Source organism: Pseudotenacibaculum sp. MALMAid0570 (genome assembly GCF_040151415.1).
Classification (GTDB): Bacteria; Bacteroidota; Bacteroidia; order Flavobacteriales; family Flavobacteriaceae; genus Polaribacter.
The window spans coordinates 1-17,220 of sequence record NZ_JBDKWF010000048.1 but is presented as its reverse complement, the minus strand read 5'-3'; the positions used below and the strand labels follow the sequence as shown (position 1 = coordinate 17,220).

Sequence of the window (17,220 nt, the reverse complement as noted above, 5' to 3'; positions counted from 1 at the left end):
TGATTAAAATTTTTCAAAAACTCCTAAGCCAAAAAGAGCAAAATCATATTTAACAGGATCGGTTGAATCAAAGGATCGTAAAGATGAGTCCAGTTCTTGCAATGCTTTCCAATCGTTTTGTTTTCTTTTCAGCAATTGAAGTTTTCTAGCAACGTTTCCAGAATGAACATCTAAAGGGCATGATAGCTTTGACGGCGAATGAGATTTCCAGAGTCCGAAATCTACACCTGTTTTGTCTTGACGAACCATCCATCTTAGGAACATGTGAATTCTTTTAGCTGCTGAATTTTTTAAGGGATTAGAAATATGTTTTTCTGTCCTTGTTTGGTGTGGAAGTTCAAAAAAAATAGATTTAAAATTAGCAATTGAATTTTGGTAGTTTTCTTCTTGTATCTCAGGAAGTAAAAGAAACTCTAAACCTTTATGTTTCTTATAGATATTTTGCAAAGATTTGATGAAACATGTAAGGTCTATTGCATTAAAAGTACGATGAACAAACCCACAATTACTTAGATCTTTTTCACTGTGGTTTAAAACAAAGTCATAAGGCGCATAATCCATGATCTCCATCAACCGTTTTGCGTTTTTGATAATCATTTTTCTATTTCCCCAAGCAATTGTTGCAGATAGAAATCCTGAAATTTCGATATCTTCTTTTTTAGAAAATAAATGAGGAATTTGAATAGGATCTGAATCAATAAAGGACAAGGTGTTGTATTTCTCAACCTTAGCATCTAAAAAATCTTTTAACTCACTTTTACTGAACGACATTTTTAGCAAGAATAAAAAGTAAAACTAAAATACCGTTATATGCTGAATGTATAAGTATAGCCCAAGGAAGGCCTAAACGAACTCTAATGAAACCAAAAACAAGGCCCAAAACTAACTGAGGAGAAATTAGTATAGGTGAAAAGAGGATAATAAAAGTGTCTAACTGATAATTGAAAAGATGAATAAACCCAAAAGCAATTGAAAATAAGTAAAATGCTATTCTAAAGACCTTTGGATTTTCTAAGAAACGAATATTAATAGTAGGGAATACTATTTTCCAATTAGAAAAAGGTATTGGTTTCATGTATAACTTTAAAGGGGATTTAAAGAGTACTAAAGGTGCTCTAAATATAGCTTCTTCAATCAAGGGAGCCATTACAGCAACAATTAGAAAAATCTTGTAATTAGAGAGCTCTTTTAAATCGTCAAAGGCGTGATAATCGTTTTCTATAAGGCCAGAACTATATATAATTCCAATAATAATAGACAAGAAAAAAGAAATGGTAAAACACGTTATCAAGAGAATGATAAATACCTTAAGCTTGTAGAGTAAGTTTGTATTGGGATCACTCTCTAATACAGGGTTCTTAAGGAATTTAAATAAGTCGGTAAGCGTGTTCATTAGATAATCACTCCATCTTTCATTGTTAATTTTCTGTCAGCCATATCAGCTAATTCTTCATTGTGTGTTACAATAATAAATGTTTGATTGAATTTATCTCTAAGCTCAAAGAATAACTTATGAAGATTTTCAGCAGAGGCAGAGTCTAAATTCCCACTGGGTTCATCTGCTAAAATAATTGAAGGATTGTTAATCAAAGCTCTAGCAACTGCCACTCTTTGTTGTTCTCCACCAGAAAGTTCATTGGGTTTGTGATGAAAACGATTTTCTAGACCTAAAAATGTGAGAATTTCTTTAGCAGATTTTTCAGTTTCTAATTTGTCTTTTTTTCCAATAAATGCAGGAATACATACATTTTCTAATGCTGTAAACTCTGGTAATAATTGATGGAATTGAAAAATGTATCCAATGTGTTGATTTCTAAAAGAAGAAACTTGTTTATCGGATAAGGATTTTAACGATACGTTATTAATACTAAGTTCAAAGTCTTGTTCTTTAATTGGCTTGTCAAGAGTTCCAAGAATTTGTAGAAGAGTAGTTTTTCCAGCACCTGATGGTCCTACAATGGCAACAATTTCACCTTTTTGTATCTCAAGGTTTACACCTTTTAATACTTCTACTTCTCCGTAATATTTATGTATGTTCTTTGCAATAACCATCCTTGAGCACTTAATGATAACGAAAGTATTAAAAAGTGCTCAAATGAAGATTATTTTAGAATATGTTTTTTACTTTATTGTAATCGATGAAGTAAACTAATCGTAAAGAAAAGATATGTTGATTAGGTTCATTGAACAGATTGTCTAGATTGGTAAAGAAATCTTGTCCTGTTTGATCGTTTACACTAAAGATACTATTTCGATAGAAAGCAATTAACTGACTTCCCGGAGCGAATTGCCAAAAATAGTTCAAGTCTAGGTTCCAACTATTAAAATTAATATCATGATTGGTGTTGTAAGTAGAACTTGGATTTAAGTAACCATCTGTTCCTAAATTGTAATATTGTGATTCATATCTTACATCAGACCAGTTGTGTCTAAAGGTCAAACTTAAAGACGATTTGATACTAAAATTATATTTGGCTGATACTGTATTATTAAAAGTTTTACGATCTCTTTGTCCAAAGACTTGACCTCCTGTATCTTCTCCAACCCAACCTTGATCATTGTAATTTTGGTTGAACCCTAATCCGTAAGAGAATGATAATTGATTGCTAAATCGGTATCTAGGTGAAACATTAAATCCATAAGCATCTCTTGGGTGGTTTAAGTAAGATGATTTGAAGAAATTAGCGCTGTACGAGAATTTCTTTCTTCTGTCAGAATTAAACCAGCTATTGAATGTAATTCTTGTAGGTCTAACAAAGAATACTCCAGAAGTACTTCCTTGTCTAGGCTCAAAGAAATCATACTGACGACCAATATTTCCATTCACATTAGCACCAAAGTTTACTTGATTCCTAGTGTTAAACCAACCATTAATTCCGATGTTATTTCCAGTATAAGTTCCTGGAGTATGTAAGTAATTAATATTCCACCAAGTGTTAATTCCGTAATTATTGAACTTTCCTTTAGGTTGTAAGATTCTATAAGAGACATTTCCATAAAAAGTTTGTTCGTTGTTACTGAATAATACTCCTAAGTCATTTGGATTGTAATCTTTGTCTTCAAAATTATAACCTGTTTCCCAACGCCAGTTACCAGCAGCTTTTGCAATGCTTGTATCAAAAGTACGACCTGTGACAGTAGTTCCGTTTTCCATCACACTACTTTGTTTGTAGGAACCATCAACAAAATACTTACTGTTTTTGGTTCTCACGTGCCAAAGAAGTCCAGTAACATTTGCATCTCTAAAACGACCATCTCTAGTTACATTTGTATTGATTAATGTGATAGAAGAGTTTTGGTTAAAAGCTTGATCTGCAACCATAATATTATAGTTTGTAAAAGGTTCAGTAACTCGTTTCCTAGTATCGCCAGTAACATTGTTACGAATGGTTGCCTCTGTTTTTTCAGTAATCGCATTGAAGAATCCTATACCCAAACCTCCTTTAGTTCTTCCTGATATTTTTACAGCATTCAACATTTTCACACCATCTGGATTATCAATTACTTCTTCATCTGCTCCTAATTCATTATAAACATTTGAAAATTCTGTAGGTCTACTTCCGATTCTTCTAGAAAAGAATAATCTCCCTTTTCCAAAAAGTTCAGTTCCTTCAATAAAGAATTGTCTTTGTTCATTAAATACTTGTTCAAAAGGCCCTAGATTCAAACTTACATCATCAAAACCAACTTGTCCAAAATCAGGAATTAAGGTAGCATCTAAAGTAAAATTCTCTGTAACTCCATATTGAACATCCATACCTACGCTTCCAGAGCTTTCAGAATTTCCATCATAAGTGTCTACAGTTCCTGATGTATAAGGGTAAAACGCCAAACGAGTTGGAGGTTTGATGTCTTTAAAATCTTCTACTAAACCATCATACTGTGTCCAAATACCTTTTGTATTGTCAATCCAGTTCCAAGTATGTTGTGCATTTTCATTTTGAATTCTCCTATGGAAATTAAATCCCCAAGATTGTACAGGAACATTAGCAAAACGTAAGGCTCTGTATGGAATTTTCATTTCTACGCTCCATCCTGTTCCGTTTACTTTTACATCACTTTCCCATACAGCATTCCAACTAAAGTCTTCATTACCTTGAGAAATTTTTGACTCTGCCTGAGACCCTGTACTCATAACAACAAATTCAAAAGCATTTTGACCGTCGTCATTAGGGTTGATGGTTACTAAAAAGAAATCTGATTGACCAAAATTATCTCTATTGGTAAATTCCATAGGAATTTTAGAAGGATCTGGATCAGACATATTTGCAGAAATGTAAATAGCATCATTATCATAGATAACTTTTACTTCTGTTTTATGAGATTCTGGTGCCTTCTGACCATTGTCTGGCCTTAAAACAACAAAATCTTTTGCTATTTCAGCTCCTTTCCATGCTTCGTCATCTAAAACGCCGTCAATTTTTGGAGATTTGGTTACTCTTGTGGTTTTAATTCTTTTTCGATTGCTGTTAATTTCTTCTTGAGCAAATAAACAACTGCATGTTATAAAAAGGATAACAAATAAGGATTTTACTTTGAACATTTTGGTTGATTATAGTTTTTATGGTTGCTAATGTATTTATGTTCTTTGTGCGAGAAACATAAAAATCTGTTAATTACCCTAAGGACATTGTTAATTTTACATCGTTACAAATAAACTTGTCTTTTAAGTAAATTTTAAGATTTCTATAACACTAAAGTAGACTGATGGTGTGTCTTGAGAAAATGAAATGACATGAACTGTATAACAGATGTAGTGAATTGTTATAAAATGATTTTGACCAGAAAGCTATGTATATATTTTATATCAATGATTATGATTTTTTCTCATTGGAATTTGTATTTTTGTGAGCGTTTTTAAACATTGATCATAGATGAACTTACACGAATATCAAGGAAAAGAAATTTTAAACAGTTTTGGCGTAAGAATCCAACGCGGAATTGTAGCTAGCAATCAAAAAGATGCTGTAGATGCAGCTAAACAATTAACTACAGAAACAGGTACTAGCTGGTATGTAGTTAAGGCTCAAATCCACGCTGGTGGAAGAGGAAAAGGAGGAGGAGTTAAACTTGCAAAAAGTTTAGAAGAGGTTGAAACAATTTCTAATGATATTATTGGAATGATGTTAAAAACACCACAAACTCCTGCTGAAGGAAAATTAGTAAATCAAGTTTTAATTGCTGAAGATGTGTATTACCCTGGAGATTCAGAACCAGAAGAATATTATATGTCAGTTTTATTAAATAGAGCTACGGGTAGAAATATGATTATGTATTCTACTGAAGGAGGAATGGATATTGAAGCTGTAGCCGAAGAGACTCCACATTTAATATTTACGGAAGAAATAGATCCTACAATGGGATTACTACCTTTTCAAGCACGTAAGATAGCTTTCAACTTAGGATTGTCTGGTGGTGCCTTCAAAGAGATGGTAAAATTTGTTTCTGCATTGTATACAGCTTATGTAAAATCTGATTCTTCTTTGTTTGAAATTAATCCAGTATTAAAAACATCTGATGATAAGATTTTAGCTGTAGATGCGAAGGTTACTTTAGATGAAAATGCATTGTTCCGTCACAAAGACTATGCAGAATTACGTGATTTAAGAGAAGAAAATCCAATTGAAGTTGAAGCGAAGGCTGCAGGATTGAACTATGTAGATTTAGATGGAAATGTTGGGTGTATGGTAAACGGAGCTGGTTTGGCAATGGGAACTATGGATTTAATTAAGCAAGCTGGAGGTGACCCTGCTAACTTCTTAGATGTAGGAGGTACTGCAGATGCTCAACGTGTAGAAACTGCTTTTGGAATCATTTTAAAAGACCCTAATGTAAAAGCTATTCTAGTAAATATCTTTGGAGGTATTGTACGTTGTGATCGTGTTGCACAAGGTGTTGTAGATGCTTATAAGAATATGGGAGACAAGATCAACGTACCTATCATTTGTAGGTTACAAGGAACCAACGCAAAAGAAGCTAAGGAATTAATTGACAATAGTGGAATGGAAATTATTTCTGCTACAGAATTCCAAGAAGCTGCTGATAAAGTACAAGAAGTATTAGCAAGTTAGATTGTTAAATACAAGATTTATAAAAACAAGAAAACGCCGCTCTTTCGAGCGGCGTTTTTTATTGTATTTTCTTTATGTTTAAGGTTTTACTGTTTCTTCACCTTTGTCTACTTTAATACGTTCTGGACGATTAGCTAATTCCCATGCTGTATGGAATACCAAACGAGATCTGTTTTCTAATAAATCATAGTTGATTTTATCTGGAGTATCTGATACTCTGTGATAATCATCGTGAGTACCGTTAAAATAGAAAATAATAGGAATGTTGTTCTTTGCAAAGTTGTAATGATCTGAACGGTAGTAAAAACGATTTGGATCATTCTCGTCATTATACGTATAATCCAATTCAATTTTCATGAATTCATCGTTTACCTTTTCAGAAAGGTCATGTAACTCTGTACTTAACTTATCACTTCCAATTAAGTAAATATAATTACGATCTCCTTCACGTTTAGGATCAATTCGTCCAATCATATCAATATTTAAGTTTGCAACTGTATTTTCTAAAGGAACTAAAGGCTCATAATCTGTATAGTATCTAGAGCCTAACAAGCCTTTTTCTTCACCAGTTACATTTAAGAAGATGATAGAACGTTTTGGACCATGTCCAGCATCTGCAGCCTTTTTAAAGGCTTCAGCAATTTCTAAAATAGAAACAGTACCAGAACCATCGTCATCAGCACCATTATAAACTTCTCCTTTTTCATTCACACCAACGTGATCTAAGTGAGAAGAGATTACAATATATTCGTCTGGTTTTTCTGAACCTTTAATAATAGCAGCTACATTCTCCGATGGTTTAGGAGTAGTAGAAGTTTGGAAGTCCATTTCAAATTTGGTTTTAATGGTAGCAGGCTTTGTAGACTTGCTAATATTTTTCACCAATGCTTTCCCCATTTTTTCACTAATTAGGAAAAAGTACATGTTAGCTTCAGCGTCTTTTTTACGTGGTAAAGATAATCTACTACTGTGTCCACTTTCTTCACGTTGTTTAAAGAATGCAGCATAACGCTTGAATAAATCATCGTTTACAAAGAATAAGGCTTTTGCACCATTTTCTTTTGCAGCATCTCTCTTTGAAGACATAGCTTGACGTCCGTTAGACCACTTTGAAGCTTTCTTATCTCCAGTAATTACATTATTACCTGATTTATCTTTAGGCTCCCCATTTTTTACGACAACTATTTTTCCGGCTACATTAAGATCTGTGTAATCAGAATATTTTTCATCATCAATTCCATATCCGGCAAAAACAATCTCTGTTGCATCTACTTTTCCAGATTCGGCAGAACTTAAAGAGATGAAATCATCGTAATAATTGAATGATTTTCCGTTAGCACTAATATTAACTTTAGGAGTACTTACTTCATTTAAAGGAACATTCTGAAAATAGTTTCCTTCAATAACTGGTCCGATACCTAACTTTTCGTATTCTTTTTTAAGGTATTCTACGGCTTTCTTTTGTCCAGGTTCACCAGTATCTCTACCTTCAAATTCATCTGAAGCATAAATATATAGGTGCTCTTTTAACTCGTCTTGGGTAATAGTGCTAGCATACTTAATGACATCTTCTTTGGTAGCTTCTTTTTGACAAGAAAAAAAGATCATTAAGGCACTAAATAGTAATAGTGTTTTTTTCATTTTAATTAGTTGTTCATTTTAATAACATACGATATTACAAAAAAGAAAGGAGAGGCCTCTGTAAATGAGTCATCTTTTAACATTTATTAACAGTTTTAAGAAAATAAAGATTTTCCTATGAAATTTAATCTTTTAAAGAAATCTCTTTCGTAAAATCAACAATACTACCATCTGAGGTCATTCCTTGAATAACTACTTTCAAGTGATGGATGTTTTCAGGAATTTCAACTTTTAACTTATAAGGAATGTTTGTGAGCTGAATATTCGGTTGCCAATAAAGAGTTGCATGCTTTTTATATTCTTTGCTATAAGAATCATATAAATAATTGGGAGCTTCGTAAGGAACTGATTTAGAAAAACCTTTTTTTGTCAAAAACTCATAACGGAAAGAGGAATCATTTTTAGTGTTCTTATAACCAAAAACGCTTTCGTTTGTTAGATAGATGTTAATAGATCCAAATGGATTTTTACCTCCGTCTCCAATTCCAGAACGATTGATTTTTATGCTTTTTACTTGATCTAAAGTGATTTCTTTTAATATTTCAAACTGACTCGCTCTAATCAAGGTTCTATTCACATAAACATTCATCATGTTGCCAGGGCTTCCGCCACCAACACCAAAGTTATTGCGTCCTAAAATTGTTTGATGTTTTGTTCTAGTAGAAAAAATATAAATGCTTCCAGCATTATTTATCACTCTTATACCGCCACGAGTTCCTAAATAAGAAAGAACATCTCTGTATTTAGTAATTTGATCTTTAGTGATTTTAAAAGATTCATTAAAAGTAGACTTATCCATAGGATTTATAAAGGTGTCTTCTTCTTCCTTTTTTGAATTTCCTTTAACTATAACTTCTTTTAAAACCTCACTATCATCTACAAAAGGAGATTGAACAATATTATTTACCTCTGTTAATGTTTTCTTTTTTATTTGAATAATAGTATCGTGAGTATTTTCTTCTTCAAAAATTTCGAATGAGATTTGTCTTCTGTTGCCTTTCCCTTTTTCTGCAGAGAGAATTACTTTATCACCAACATCTACATTCAGATCCTTTAGTAAGAAATGCCCTAAGTTGTCTGTATTTGTGTACCCAATTTGATTGTCTGTAAAGAAATCCACTTTGGTATTTGAGAGTCCATTTCCTTTTCTGTCTAAGAGCTTCCCTTTAACAGTAAAACCTGAAGTAAAATCGTTTTTAATTGTTATAGTGTCTTCTAATATTTGTTTCCATTTATCCTTTTCTCTTGTATAGGTAAGAAGATGTGTGTTTATTCTAGAGATACTTTCTTGAGATTTAAAGTAATTGAAGTAATCATTTTGTGTAAGTATGTTTTTCAAGTAGAAATCGGATCTGAAATTATTCTTTTTGACCAGTTCGTTTTCTTCGGGAAGAATAGAAACAGATAAAAACATTTGTGAGTTTGGTAACCAATTCCTCAATTCAAATTCAACGCTATCTATTGAAACTCGTTTTGCTTGAATCAATACATCTTCTTTGTTTGAAGAGATTCCATAATCGTTAAAGAAATGTCTTTCAGCAATTGGAGAGAAGCCATCAAAAAGAGTAATGGTATTTAAGCCTTTTAAAAGTTTTTGTTTTGGAAAACTGAAGAAAACCTGTCCTTCTTTTAAATTTATAGGACTAGAAATTGCAATGTTTCCTTTCGAGTGAATTATAACAAAGGGTTTGTTTTTAGGAATAAAATCTTTGGATTTAAAATAGAAAAGTATTGCATCTTCTTTTTCAACAACATTTATAAGGACACCTGAACTTTTAATTTTAGGTAATTCAAATTTCCTATACTCAGAATCTTCAGTAATTTCTGCAACATATTTCATATTAGCTACAGGTCGAAATCTAAATTTTCCAATTCCTGAAATATCTGTTTTAAAAACTCCAACAATCTTATCGTTTTCATCTTTAATTTTTCCGTTAACGGCAATGCCTTCTCCATTTACATCTATTGTTTTTACTCCTATGAAGGTATTTGTATTCTGAATTAAAATGCCAGATTCAGGAAAAAAAGAGACGGTTTTTAAAGGGCTATCTATCTTGTTTTCTTTCTTGCTATTGTAAATTTTTAATTCATATAAATCATTAGCATCAAAGTTTTTACTCCAACTACTCACCATTTTATAATAAATAGAAGAAGATGTATAAGATGTAGGAATTTGAATAAAGAAATTAGAGATTCCATTCTGAAATCGTAAGTCGTTTTTAGCAATTAACCTTCCTTGTTGATTGTATACTAGTAAGCTAGCTTTTTTAGTTTGAAGAAAAAGTTTTTTTGTTTTTGTATCTGTTACAAATGCTTGAAACCAAGCTTTTTCACTTGGATAATAAGCTTCTTTATTAAATCTAAGATGAAAATCTTCTTGAGAATATTTATAATGGTTATTATATCCTTGTACAACATTGGTTTGAGAAAAACTATACAGAGCTGTAAGCATTAAAAAACACAAACTGAAAAAAGACTTATATATGATATGATTCAAGTTTTTCATACTTGAATAAAAATATTATAATAAATAAGGATATCCTAATTTATAGATTTTCTTTTAGCACTTTAATCTCATCACGTAATTGTGCAGCTACAATAAAATCTAGTGCTTTGGCAGCTTCTTCCATTTGTTTACGTTTATCTCTGATTCTTTTTTCTATTTCAGATTTTGGAAGGTATTCTAAATCTTGTTCAGCAACTTTTTGAATGGCATTGTTGTATTGATAAGAAGCGACTGCTTGCCTAGATAGGGTTTCGTCAATTTTTTTATTGATTTGTTTCGGAGTTATATTATTTGCGGTATTGTAAGCAATTTGCTTTTCTCTTCTTCTATTTGTTTCATCAATAGTTAATTGCATACTTCGCGTAATCTTATCAGCATACATAATGGCTCTACCATTAATATTTCTTGCGGCTCTCCCCACAGTTTGGGTTAACGATCTATGTGAACGTAAAAAACCTTCTTTATCAGCATCTAAAATAGCGACCAAAGAAACCTCAGGTAAATCTAAACCTTCTCTTAGCAAGTTAACACCTACCAAAACATCAAAAAGTCCTTTTCTAAGATCTTGCATTATTTCTACTCGCTCTAAGGTGTCAACATCAGAATGGATATAACGACAACGCACTTGAATTCTAGTCAAGTATTTGGTCAATTCTTCAGCCATTCTTTTAGTTAATGTAGTGACTAGAGTACGCTCATCTTTTTCAACACGAATCTGAATTTCTTCAATCAGATCATCAATTTGATTTAAACTGGGTCTGATTTCAATTTCTGGATCCAACAATCCCGTAGGTCGTATAACTTGTTCAACAAAAACACCTTCTGTGTTTTGTAATTCGTAATCAGCAGGAGTGGCGCTTACATAAATGGTTTGGTTTTGGAGCGCTTCAAATTCTTCAAATTTTAACGGACGATTATCCATTGCAGCGGGTAAGCGAAAACCGTATTCCACAAGATTTTCTTTTCTACTTCTGTCTCCACCATACATGGCGTGAGTCTGAGGAATGGTTACATGACTCTCATCAATAACCATTAAATAATCATCAGGGAAATAGTCTAACAAACAGAAAGGACGAGTTCCAGCATCTCTACCATCCAAATAACGAGAGTAATTCTCAATTCCAGAACAATAACCTAATTCACGGATCATTTCCAAATCAAACTCAGTACGTTCTTTTAAACGTTTTGCTTCTAAATGTTTTCCAATCTCTTTAAAATAATCATACTGCTTCATCAAATCATCCTGAATTTCATGAATAGCATTTTGAAGCACATCAGGTGAAGTCACAAAAAGGTTTGCTGGATAAATGGTTAGGGTTTCAAATCGTTCTATGACTTGATTTGAAACAATATCAATAGATTCTATTTCTTCTATTTCATCACCAAAGAAATGAACGCGGTACCCATTTTCTCCATAAGATGGAAAGATAGTTACAACATCACCTTTTACCTTGAATGTTCCGCTCTTAATCTCTACATCTGTTCTTGAGTACAAACTTGTAACCAATTGGTGTAAAAATTTTGTACGAGAAATAATCTGACCTACTTCAATAGGAATAACATTCTTTTTAAATTCAATAGGATTTCCGATTCCGTACAAACAAGATACAGAAGCTACTACCAATACATCTCTTCTTCCAGAAAGTAAGGAAGATGTTGTGCTTAAACGAAGTCGTTCTATATCGTCATTTATTGACAGATCTTTTTCAATATAAGTTCCAGTTACAGGGATATAAGCTTCAGGTTGATAATAATCATAATAAGAAACAAAATATTCTATCGCATTATCAGGGAAAAACTGCTTAAACTCAGAGTATAACTGAGCTGCCAAGGTTTTGTTATGAGCTAAAACCAAAGTAGGTCTATTAATCTTTTCCACAACATTGGCTACTGTAAATGTTTTTCCGGAACCCGTTACTCCCAAAAGTGTTTGATACTTCTCTTGTGATAAGATTCCTTCTGAAAGTTGTTTGATAGCTTCTGGTTGATCACCAGTGGGTTTGAACTCCGATTTTAGCTTAAAATCCATCCCATAAAAATACAAAGCTTTTTCATTTTATGGGATGGAAAATCGAAAATAAAAATGAGGAATTTTTATCTTCTTAATAGCGCAAAATTTTGTGTTTCTACTCTTACTTTTCCATTTCTATCTATAAGTTCTACACGAACCCAGTAATCATTTGAGATAACTACTTGACCATTATATCTCCCGTTCCAACCTGGTTGATCTATGGTGAAGTCGGCAATAAATTTTCCATATCTATCAAAAACGGATATTTTGCTTCTTGGAAAGAAATCGGTGTTTACTCCTTTTACATTCCAAGTGTCATTAATACCATCATCATTTGGTGTAAAGAACTTCGGAAGTTCTATCACGGCAACTTCCAACTCTGCTTCGCCGCATCCATTTTTATCACGTACTAAAATTGTATAAATGCCTCCTGGTAAATTTCCAAAGAATGGCTCGTCTTGATATGAGTAAACAAAGTTTCCATCTATATCTAATAAAGCAAACTCATAGTTGCCAAGACCTAAATTTCCATTGTTATTATTGATGAGGATAGAGTTATCATTATCTCCATCATCAATAATTACATCTTCTTCTGTTATGGTGGCCAAACCAGATGTAATAACTACGATATCTCTTGTTCTGGAACAATTTGAGCCATCTAATTTAGTAGCAGTTACAGAATAAATTCCTGGTTTAGTAGCATTCATGGTCTCTCCAAGAACAGTGTTTCCATCAGCATCAATCCAGAAGTAATCATAAGTATCTGCTGGGTTTTCTACACCAAGTGAAAGATTCATGTCTTCAATACAAATATATTGCGGTGATGTAACTTCAAATTCTGGAAGCGAATTTACAATTAGTTGAAAAGCTAATGCTGTATTAAAACAACCTGTATTGTTGTTTTCTACTCTTACATAGATATCTTGCATATTGGCAATAGTATTATTGTAAGGAGAGGAGATTGGATTTATTTCAGAATTCGCATCTTCTAAGGTTTCATAAAAAGTAACAGAAAAATCAATAGTACTTTGATTTACTCCTAATATACTTGTTGTCTGAGTGTCAAGATTTATATCTTGAACAAATCCATTTGTATCATCACCGTCCAACATATTATCACAAAATTCGAGATTATCTACTCTATTGATAATTGGATTTGTATTGACAATGATATCAAAAGAATTATCTGTATTAAAGCAAAGCGTAGTTAGATTTTGAACCCTTACGTAAATTGTTTGCTGAAAAGCAACAGTATTGTTGAAAGGACTAGTAAGAGGGTTTATTCCTAAATCTGCATCTTCTTGTGTAGTATGATAACTTACGCTAAAGTTATTAGGGTCTTGAGCACCTAAAACAATTGGTGTTTGTTGTTCTAAATCTATATTCTGTGCAAAACCATTGATTCCTAAATTATCTGCTTCAACACAAAGTTCAATATTTTCTAATGTTCCTACATTTGGTAAGGGATCAACGGTTAGCCTAATAGAATTTGTAGTTAGCCCACAACTGTTTCCAGTCCTGCCTAAGGATACTCTGTATTGATAATTGTTATATGATAACGGAATACTAGTAAGAATTAATGTATTAGAATTTACACCTGAATAGACTTCATTATTTTGCAAATCTGTCCAACTATTTCCATCAGTACTAAATTCCCATTGAAACTGATCAGCACTAGAGTCAATTGTAATGGTTGAAATAGAACGTTCACAAAAAGTTACATCTGAAAATGGATTATTAATAACCAAGGGTGCACCTATAGTGTAATTTTGGCTAGGTACTGTAAAACCATCTATAGTATTTAACGCTTTACCATTTGCATCAACTTGAAGAGGAGAATTTCCAATTAATCCATCATTATCTACATCTGTAAATCCCGCTTCTATTACATCTAGACATAAGTCATTATCACTATCCAGTTCGGTTGCATTAATCAAATTATCGTTATCTGCGTTACCAATGATATAGTTTAATTCAAAACTATCTGGTAACGTTTCTAAAGCATCTATTAATCCATTACTTCCGCTAGAAGTATCTGCATTGTCAATCACTCCGTCTAAATTGTTGTCAGGAAGATTATGATTGGCTTCAAAGAGATCAAAGATTCCATCGTTGTCTGAATCAAGATCTAAATAATCAGGAACTCCATCAGAATCTGTATCGGCAGGATTTAAACCAATTCCATTAAAAATATCATCCAAGCCATCGTTATCAGAATCATTATCACTTAAGGAAATTAGGCTTCCAGTCATTTCTATCAAATCAGGAATTCCGTCATTATCTGAATCTAGATCGAAGGAATCTTCATTACCATCTCCATCTGAATCCAATGCAAAACAAGTTAAACTTATGTTTCCTTGAAATGTAGATTGATTTGTAGTATTTACTAATTGATGTCTAAAAATTACGTAATCAATTTTACTAGCAACAAATTGAAAAGGAGTGTTGCCATTAGGAGTTGGGTTGTATCGAAAGCGAATTTCTGATGTGGAGAAGTTTGTAATACCTGCTTCAAATACACCATCAAAATCAGTGTCTACCAAGATAGTATTATCGGGATCTAATAGCGTAATATTTTGTTCAGACGGACCAATGATAATGCTAAAAGTTTCTCCATCCACAGAATTATGAACATATCCTGTTGTCTCTTGAAATTTGATGTTTACAGATTGTTGAAAATCAATTCGGTAACTTAATTCGGCTTCAATTGCTGAATTAACCAAGGTTGTGAAATTACCGTCTGAATCTGTAGTGATAGTATTTGTATTTCCAGAAGTACTACTTGATGTAATAGCTCCATTAGCAAATGTAGTATTAGTTGTTCCGTCTTGGAAATTGAGTATTGGGTTTGAAGTATCAGTTAGATTTAATTGAACATTTCCTAAAGATTCATCGCAATTGAGAACTCCATCGTTGTCAATATCAATATCTAAATTGTCTATGATTTGATCATTATCGAAATCATCAGGACAAACACTAACACGAACAGCAGGAGAATCAAAGGTTAGTCCTGAGCAAGTAATTGTACCCACAAGTTTATAGCCTCCAGGCTCCAAAGGTTTAAATGTAGAGGTGGTTTCACCGGTTGGAACAAAACCGTTTCCATTGTCATAATACCATTCAATTAAATCAAAAACATCTGTATTAAAAGCTTCAAGAGTAATGTTTGGAATACAATTTCCTGCAGCAGTGAGATCTAAATTAAAATCGATTTCTGGTGGTGTAGGGAACCCTGAGTAAAAACTTCCGGAAGTAGCAACTCCATTATAATTAAAATAGGCACAATACAATTCGCCACTACTTAGTACAGAGACATTGTTGTTTAATCCCAATACTTTATAAGTTACATAATCAGGGTTTCCATCTACATCAAAAGGGCCTGTTGTATTATAATTTGCAATAGGCTGTTCGTTAATGGTAACATCTGAACCTTTGTTAGTTACAATGGTAATTCCACCGTTATAAATGTTATTTCCTATATTTCTAATGTTGGCAATGCTGTTTAAATCACCGCGATTATTACAACTAAGCGGGGGTACAAAAAACATTCCTTGATTGGCTTCACTATTTCCATTTCCACCAACACCTTGATAGGCAAATACATTTTTTGAAGTATTTACATACATGTTTCCATTTGTATTGTAGTAATTTCCTTCAATCAAATGCCATTCACCTGCATTGATTGTGGCTATAGAGCTTCCTCCGTTGATAGAAATAGAAGTGTTGTCTTCATGCGCAACAAGTAAGATGTTTTCAAAGTTGTTACTTCCATCACCACGAACAAAAATATATTCGTTACCAACCTTTGAGAAATCTACAATTTGATCAATTCCATAGTCTCTACCATTTCCATTGTGAAAACTTCCATTTGCTGATCCAGAATTTACTACTATGGGTCTGTCAGACTCTATTAATGTACCAATTAAACCATCTCTATTTATAGTGCTTTCATTACTGTTCGTTGCAACAATATAACTTTCTCCTTCATTTAAAGTAACGGTAATAGGGAAGGTTCCTGTGTAGTTTTTGATTGAAATTCCTGGAGGGAGATCATCAATAACAACAGTAGTGTTATTCTCTGTAGCCATGAAAGAAAAGAAATTCAAATAATTGCTTTGAGGATTTTCATTGGTAAATGAACCTGTACGGAAAATGGTTCCTAAAGCGGCTATTCCTTTGCTTACCAAAGCACCTGCTTGGGCGTTATTTCCAGCTCTCATCCGAACAGATACATAAATAACATCTTCAGATTCTATAATGTACCCTTTATTACTAATTACAGTACTTGTTTGAGTAGAAGGCTGGAATAATTGACTATTGACTGTCCCTATAAAAATCTCTTCCGGAGTTGTATTAGTTACGGTTCCAGTTATAATACTAGATTGTGGTTGACCTATTGGTCTTACAGTATAAGTTACATTGAGGTTGTTTGGGGTTGAAATGTAAATATATTGATCCTGTGGTTGTGCATTTCCAAACTCTGCATAAGTTAACGGGGGGATATAGTGCTTCTTACTTAATTGACCTGATGCAATCTGTAATATTAGGAGACAAAAAAGTAGTGCACAAGAATATTTGGGGGGACTATTTCTCATGACGCTTACGAAGTTATGAGAACAAGGTACTCGTGTCAATTCCCAAAAAAGATGAAATTTTCAAGTCCCCAATTCAAGGGAGCTGTTCACTAAAAATGGTGATATTACTGATTCCTCAATAGTGAAAAATTACCTTTCCGTTCTCGGAGAATACCATTTCTATCAATTAATCTGATAGAGAACCAATAATCATCAGATGGAAGTGTCTTTCCATTGAAAGTACCATTCCATCCAGGGTTATCAATGTTAATTTCTGCCATTACTTTTCCAAACCTATTAAAGATGTGTATTTGCGAAGTAGGGAAGAAGCTAGAGTTAGCTCCTTTGATAGCCCATGTATCGTTAATACCATCGTTGTTAGGAGTAAAGAATTTAGGAAACTCTACAACTGATACA

10 protein-coding genes are annotated in these 17,220 nt (G+C 32.9%); 1 reads left to right on the top strand and 9 read right to left on the bottom strand.

All coding sequences use genetic code 11. The annotated features are described in order from the left end of the window. Positions 1–3: 3 nt before the first annotated feature. The 4 genes from AAON49_RS08230 to AAON49_RS08215 are packed head-to-tail and all read right to left on the bottom strand — an operon-like array spanning position 4 to position 4,543. Entirely contained in the window at positions 4–771 is a 768-nt protein-coding gene (locus tag AAON49_RS08230; RefSeq protein ID WP_349554037.1) for a TIGR02757 family protein, read from the bottom strand. Further along, positions 758–1,393: a CPBP family glutamic-type intramembrane protease gene (locus AAON49_RS08225; RefSeq protein ID WP_349554036.1), complete on the bottom strand. Its 636-nt coding sequence runs from the start codon at positions 1,391–1,393 to the stop codon at positions 758–760. Before AAON49_RS08225 ends, AAON49_RS08230 begins: the two co-directional genes overlap by 14 nt. Beyond that, positions 1,393–2,052 carry an ABC transporter ATP-binding protein gene (locus AAON49_RS08220; RefSeq protein WP_349554035.1) on the bottom strand — a complete coding sequence of 220 codons (660 nt, stop codon included), beginning with the start codon at positions 2,050–2,052 and terminating at the stop codon, positions 1,393–1,395. The genes AAON49_RS08225 and AAON49_RS08220 overlap by 1 nt, the downstream gene beginning before the upstream one ends. 55 nt (positions 2,053–2,107) lie before the next feature. After that, positions 2,108–4,543 (bottom strand): DUF5916 domain-containing protein, encoded by a 2,436-nt coding sequence (locus AAON49_RS08215; protein WP_349554034.1) that lies wholly within the window; start codon positions 4,541–4,543, stop codon positions 2,108–2,110. A 331-nt stretch (positions 4,544–4,874) separates the two neighbouring features. Between AAON49_RS08215 and sucC the strand changes: the two genes are divergently transcribed. Then, positions 4,875–6,071: an ADP-forming succinate--CoA ligase subunit beta gene (gene sucC / locus AAON49_RS08210; RefSeq protein WP_349554033.1), complete on the top strand. Its 1,197-nt coding sequence runs from the start codon at positions 4,875–4,877 to the stop codon at positions 6,069–6,071. Between the two features lie 78 nt (positions 6,072–6,149). On the opposite strand, the gene AAON49_RS08205 is transcribed toward sucC, so the two are convergent. The 5 genes from AAON49_RS08205 to AAON49_RS08185 all read right to left on the bottom strand — a co-directional run. After that, entirely contained in the window at positions 6,150–7,712 is a 1,563-nt protein-coding gene (locus tag AAON49_RS08205; protein ID WP_349554032.1) for a M28 family peptidase, read from the bottom strand. A 124-nt stretch (positions 7,713–7,836) separates the two neighbouring features. After that, a complete protein-coding gene (locus tag AAON49_RS08200) occupies positions 7,837–10,218 on the bottom strand; it encodes a hypothetical protein (protein WP_349554031.1) in 2,382 nt (793 codons plus the stop codon). Between the two features lie 40 nt (positions 10,219–10,258). After that, positions 10,259–12,247 carry an excinuclease ABC subunit UvrB gene (uvrB, locus tag AAON49_RS08195; RefSeq protein ID WP_349554030.1) on the bottom strand — a complete coding sequence of 663 codons (1,989 nt, stop codon included), beginning with the start codon at positions 12,245–12,247 and terminating at the stop codon, positions 10,259–10,261. Between the two features lie 65 nt (positions 12,248–12,312). Continuing rightward, a complete protein-coding gene (locus tag AAON49_RS08190) occupies positions 12,313–16,824 on the bottom strand; it encodes an FIDD domain-containing protein (protein ID WP_349554029.1) in 4,512 nt (1,503 codons plus the stop codon). A gap of 104 nt (positions 16,825–16,928) precedes the next feature. After that, the coding region (locus AAON49_RS08185) for a T9SS type B sorting domain-containing protein (RefSeq protein WP_349554028.1) at positions 16,929–17,220 on the bottom strand (292 nt) is incomplete at its 5' end.

Bases quoted from the DNA above. Each gene is read 5' to 3' on its own strand.
- AAON49_RS08190 (WP_349554029.1), bottom strand. From the start codon at position 16,824: ATGAGAAATAGTCCCCCCAAATATTCTTGTGCACTACTTTTTTGTCTC.
- AAON49_RS08215 (WP_349554034.1), bottom strand. From the start codon at position 4,543: ATGTTCAAAGTAAAATCCTTATTTGTTATCCTTTTTATAACATGCAGT.
- uvrB (WP_349554030.1), bottom strand. From the start codon at position 12,247: ATGGATTTTAAGCTAAAATCGGAGTTCAAACCCACTGGTGATCAACCA.
- AAON49_RS08200 (WP_349554031.1), bottom strand. From the start codon at position 10,218: ATGAAAAACTTGAATCATATCATATATAAGTCTTTTTTCAGTTTGTGT.
- AAON49_RS08225 (WP_349554036.1), bottom strand. From the start codon at position 1,393: ATGAACACGCTTACCGACTTATTTAAATTCCTTAAGAACCCTGTATTA.
- AAON49_RS08220 (WP_349554035.1), bottom strand. From the start codon at position 2,052: ATGGTTATTGCAAAGAACATACATAAATATTACGGAGAAGTAGAAGTA.
- AAON49_RS08205 (WP_349554032.1), bottom strand. From the start codon at position 7,712: ATGAAAAAAACACTATTACTATTTAGTGCCTTAATGATCTTTTTTTCT.
- sucC (WP_349554033.1), top strand. From the start codon at position 4,875: ATGAACTTACACGAATATCAAGGAAAAGAAATTTTAAACAGTTTTGGC.
- AAON49_RS08230 (WP_349554037.1), bottom strand. From the start codon at position 771: ATGTCGTTCAGTAAAAGTGAGTTAAAAGATTTTTTAGATGCTAAGGTT.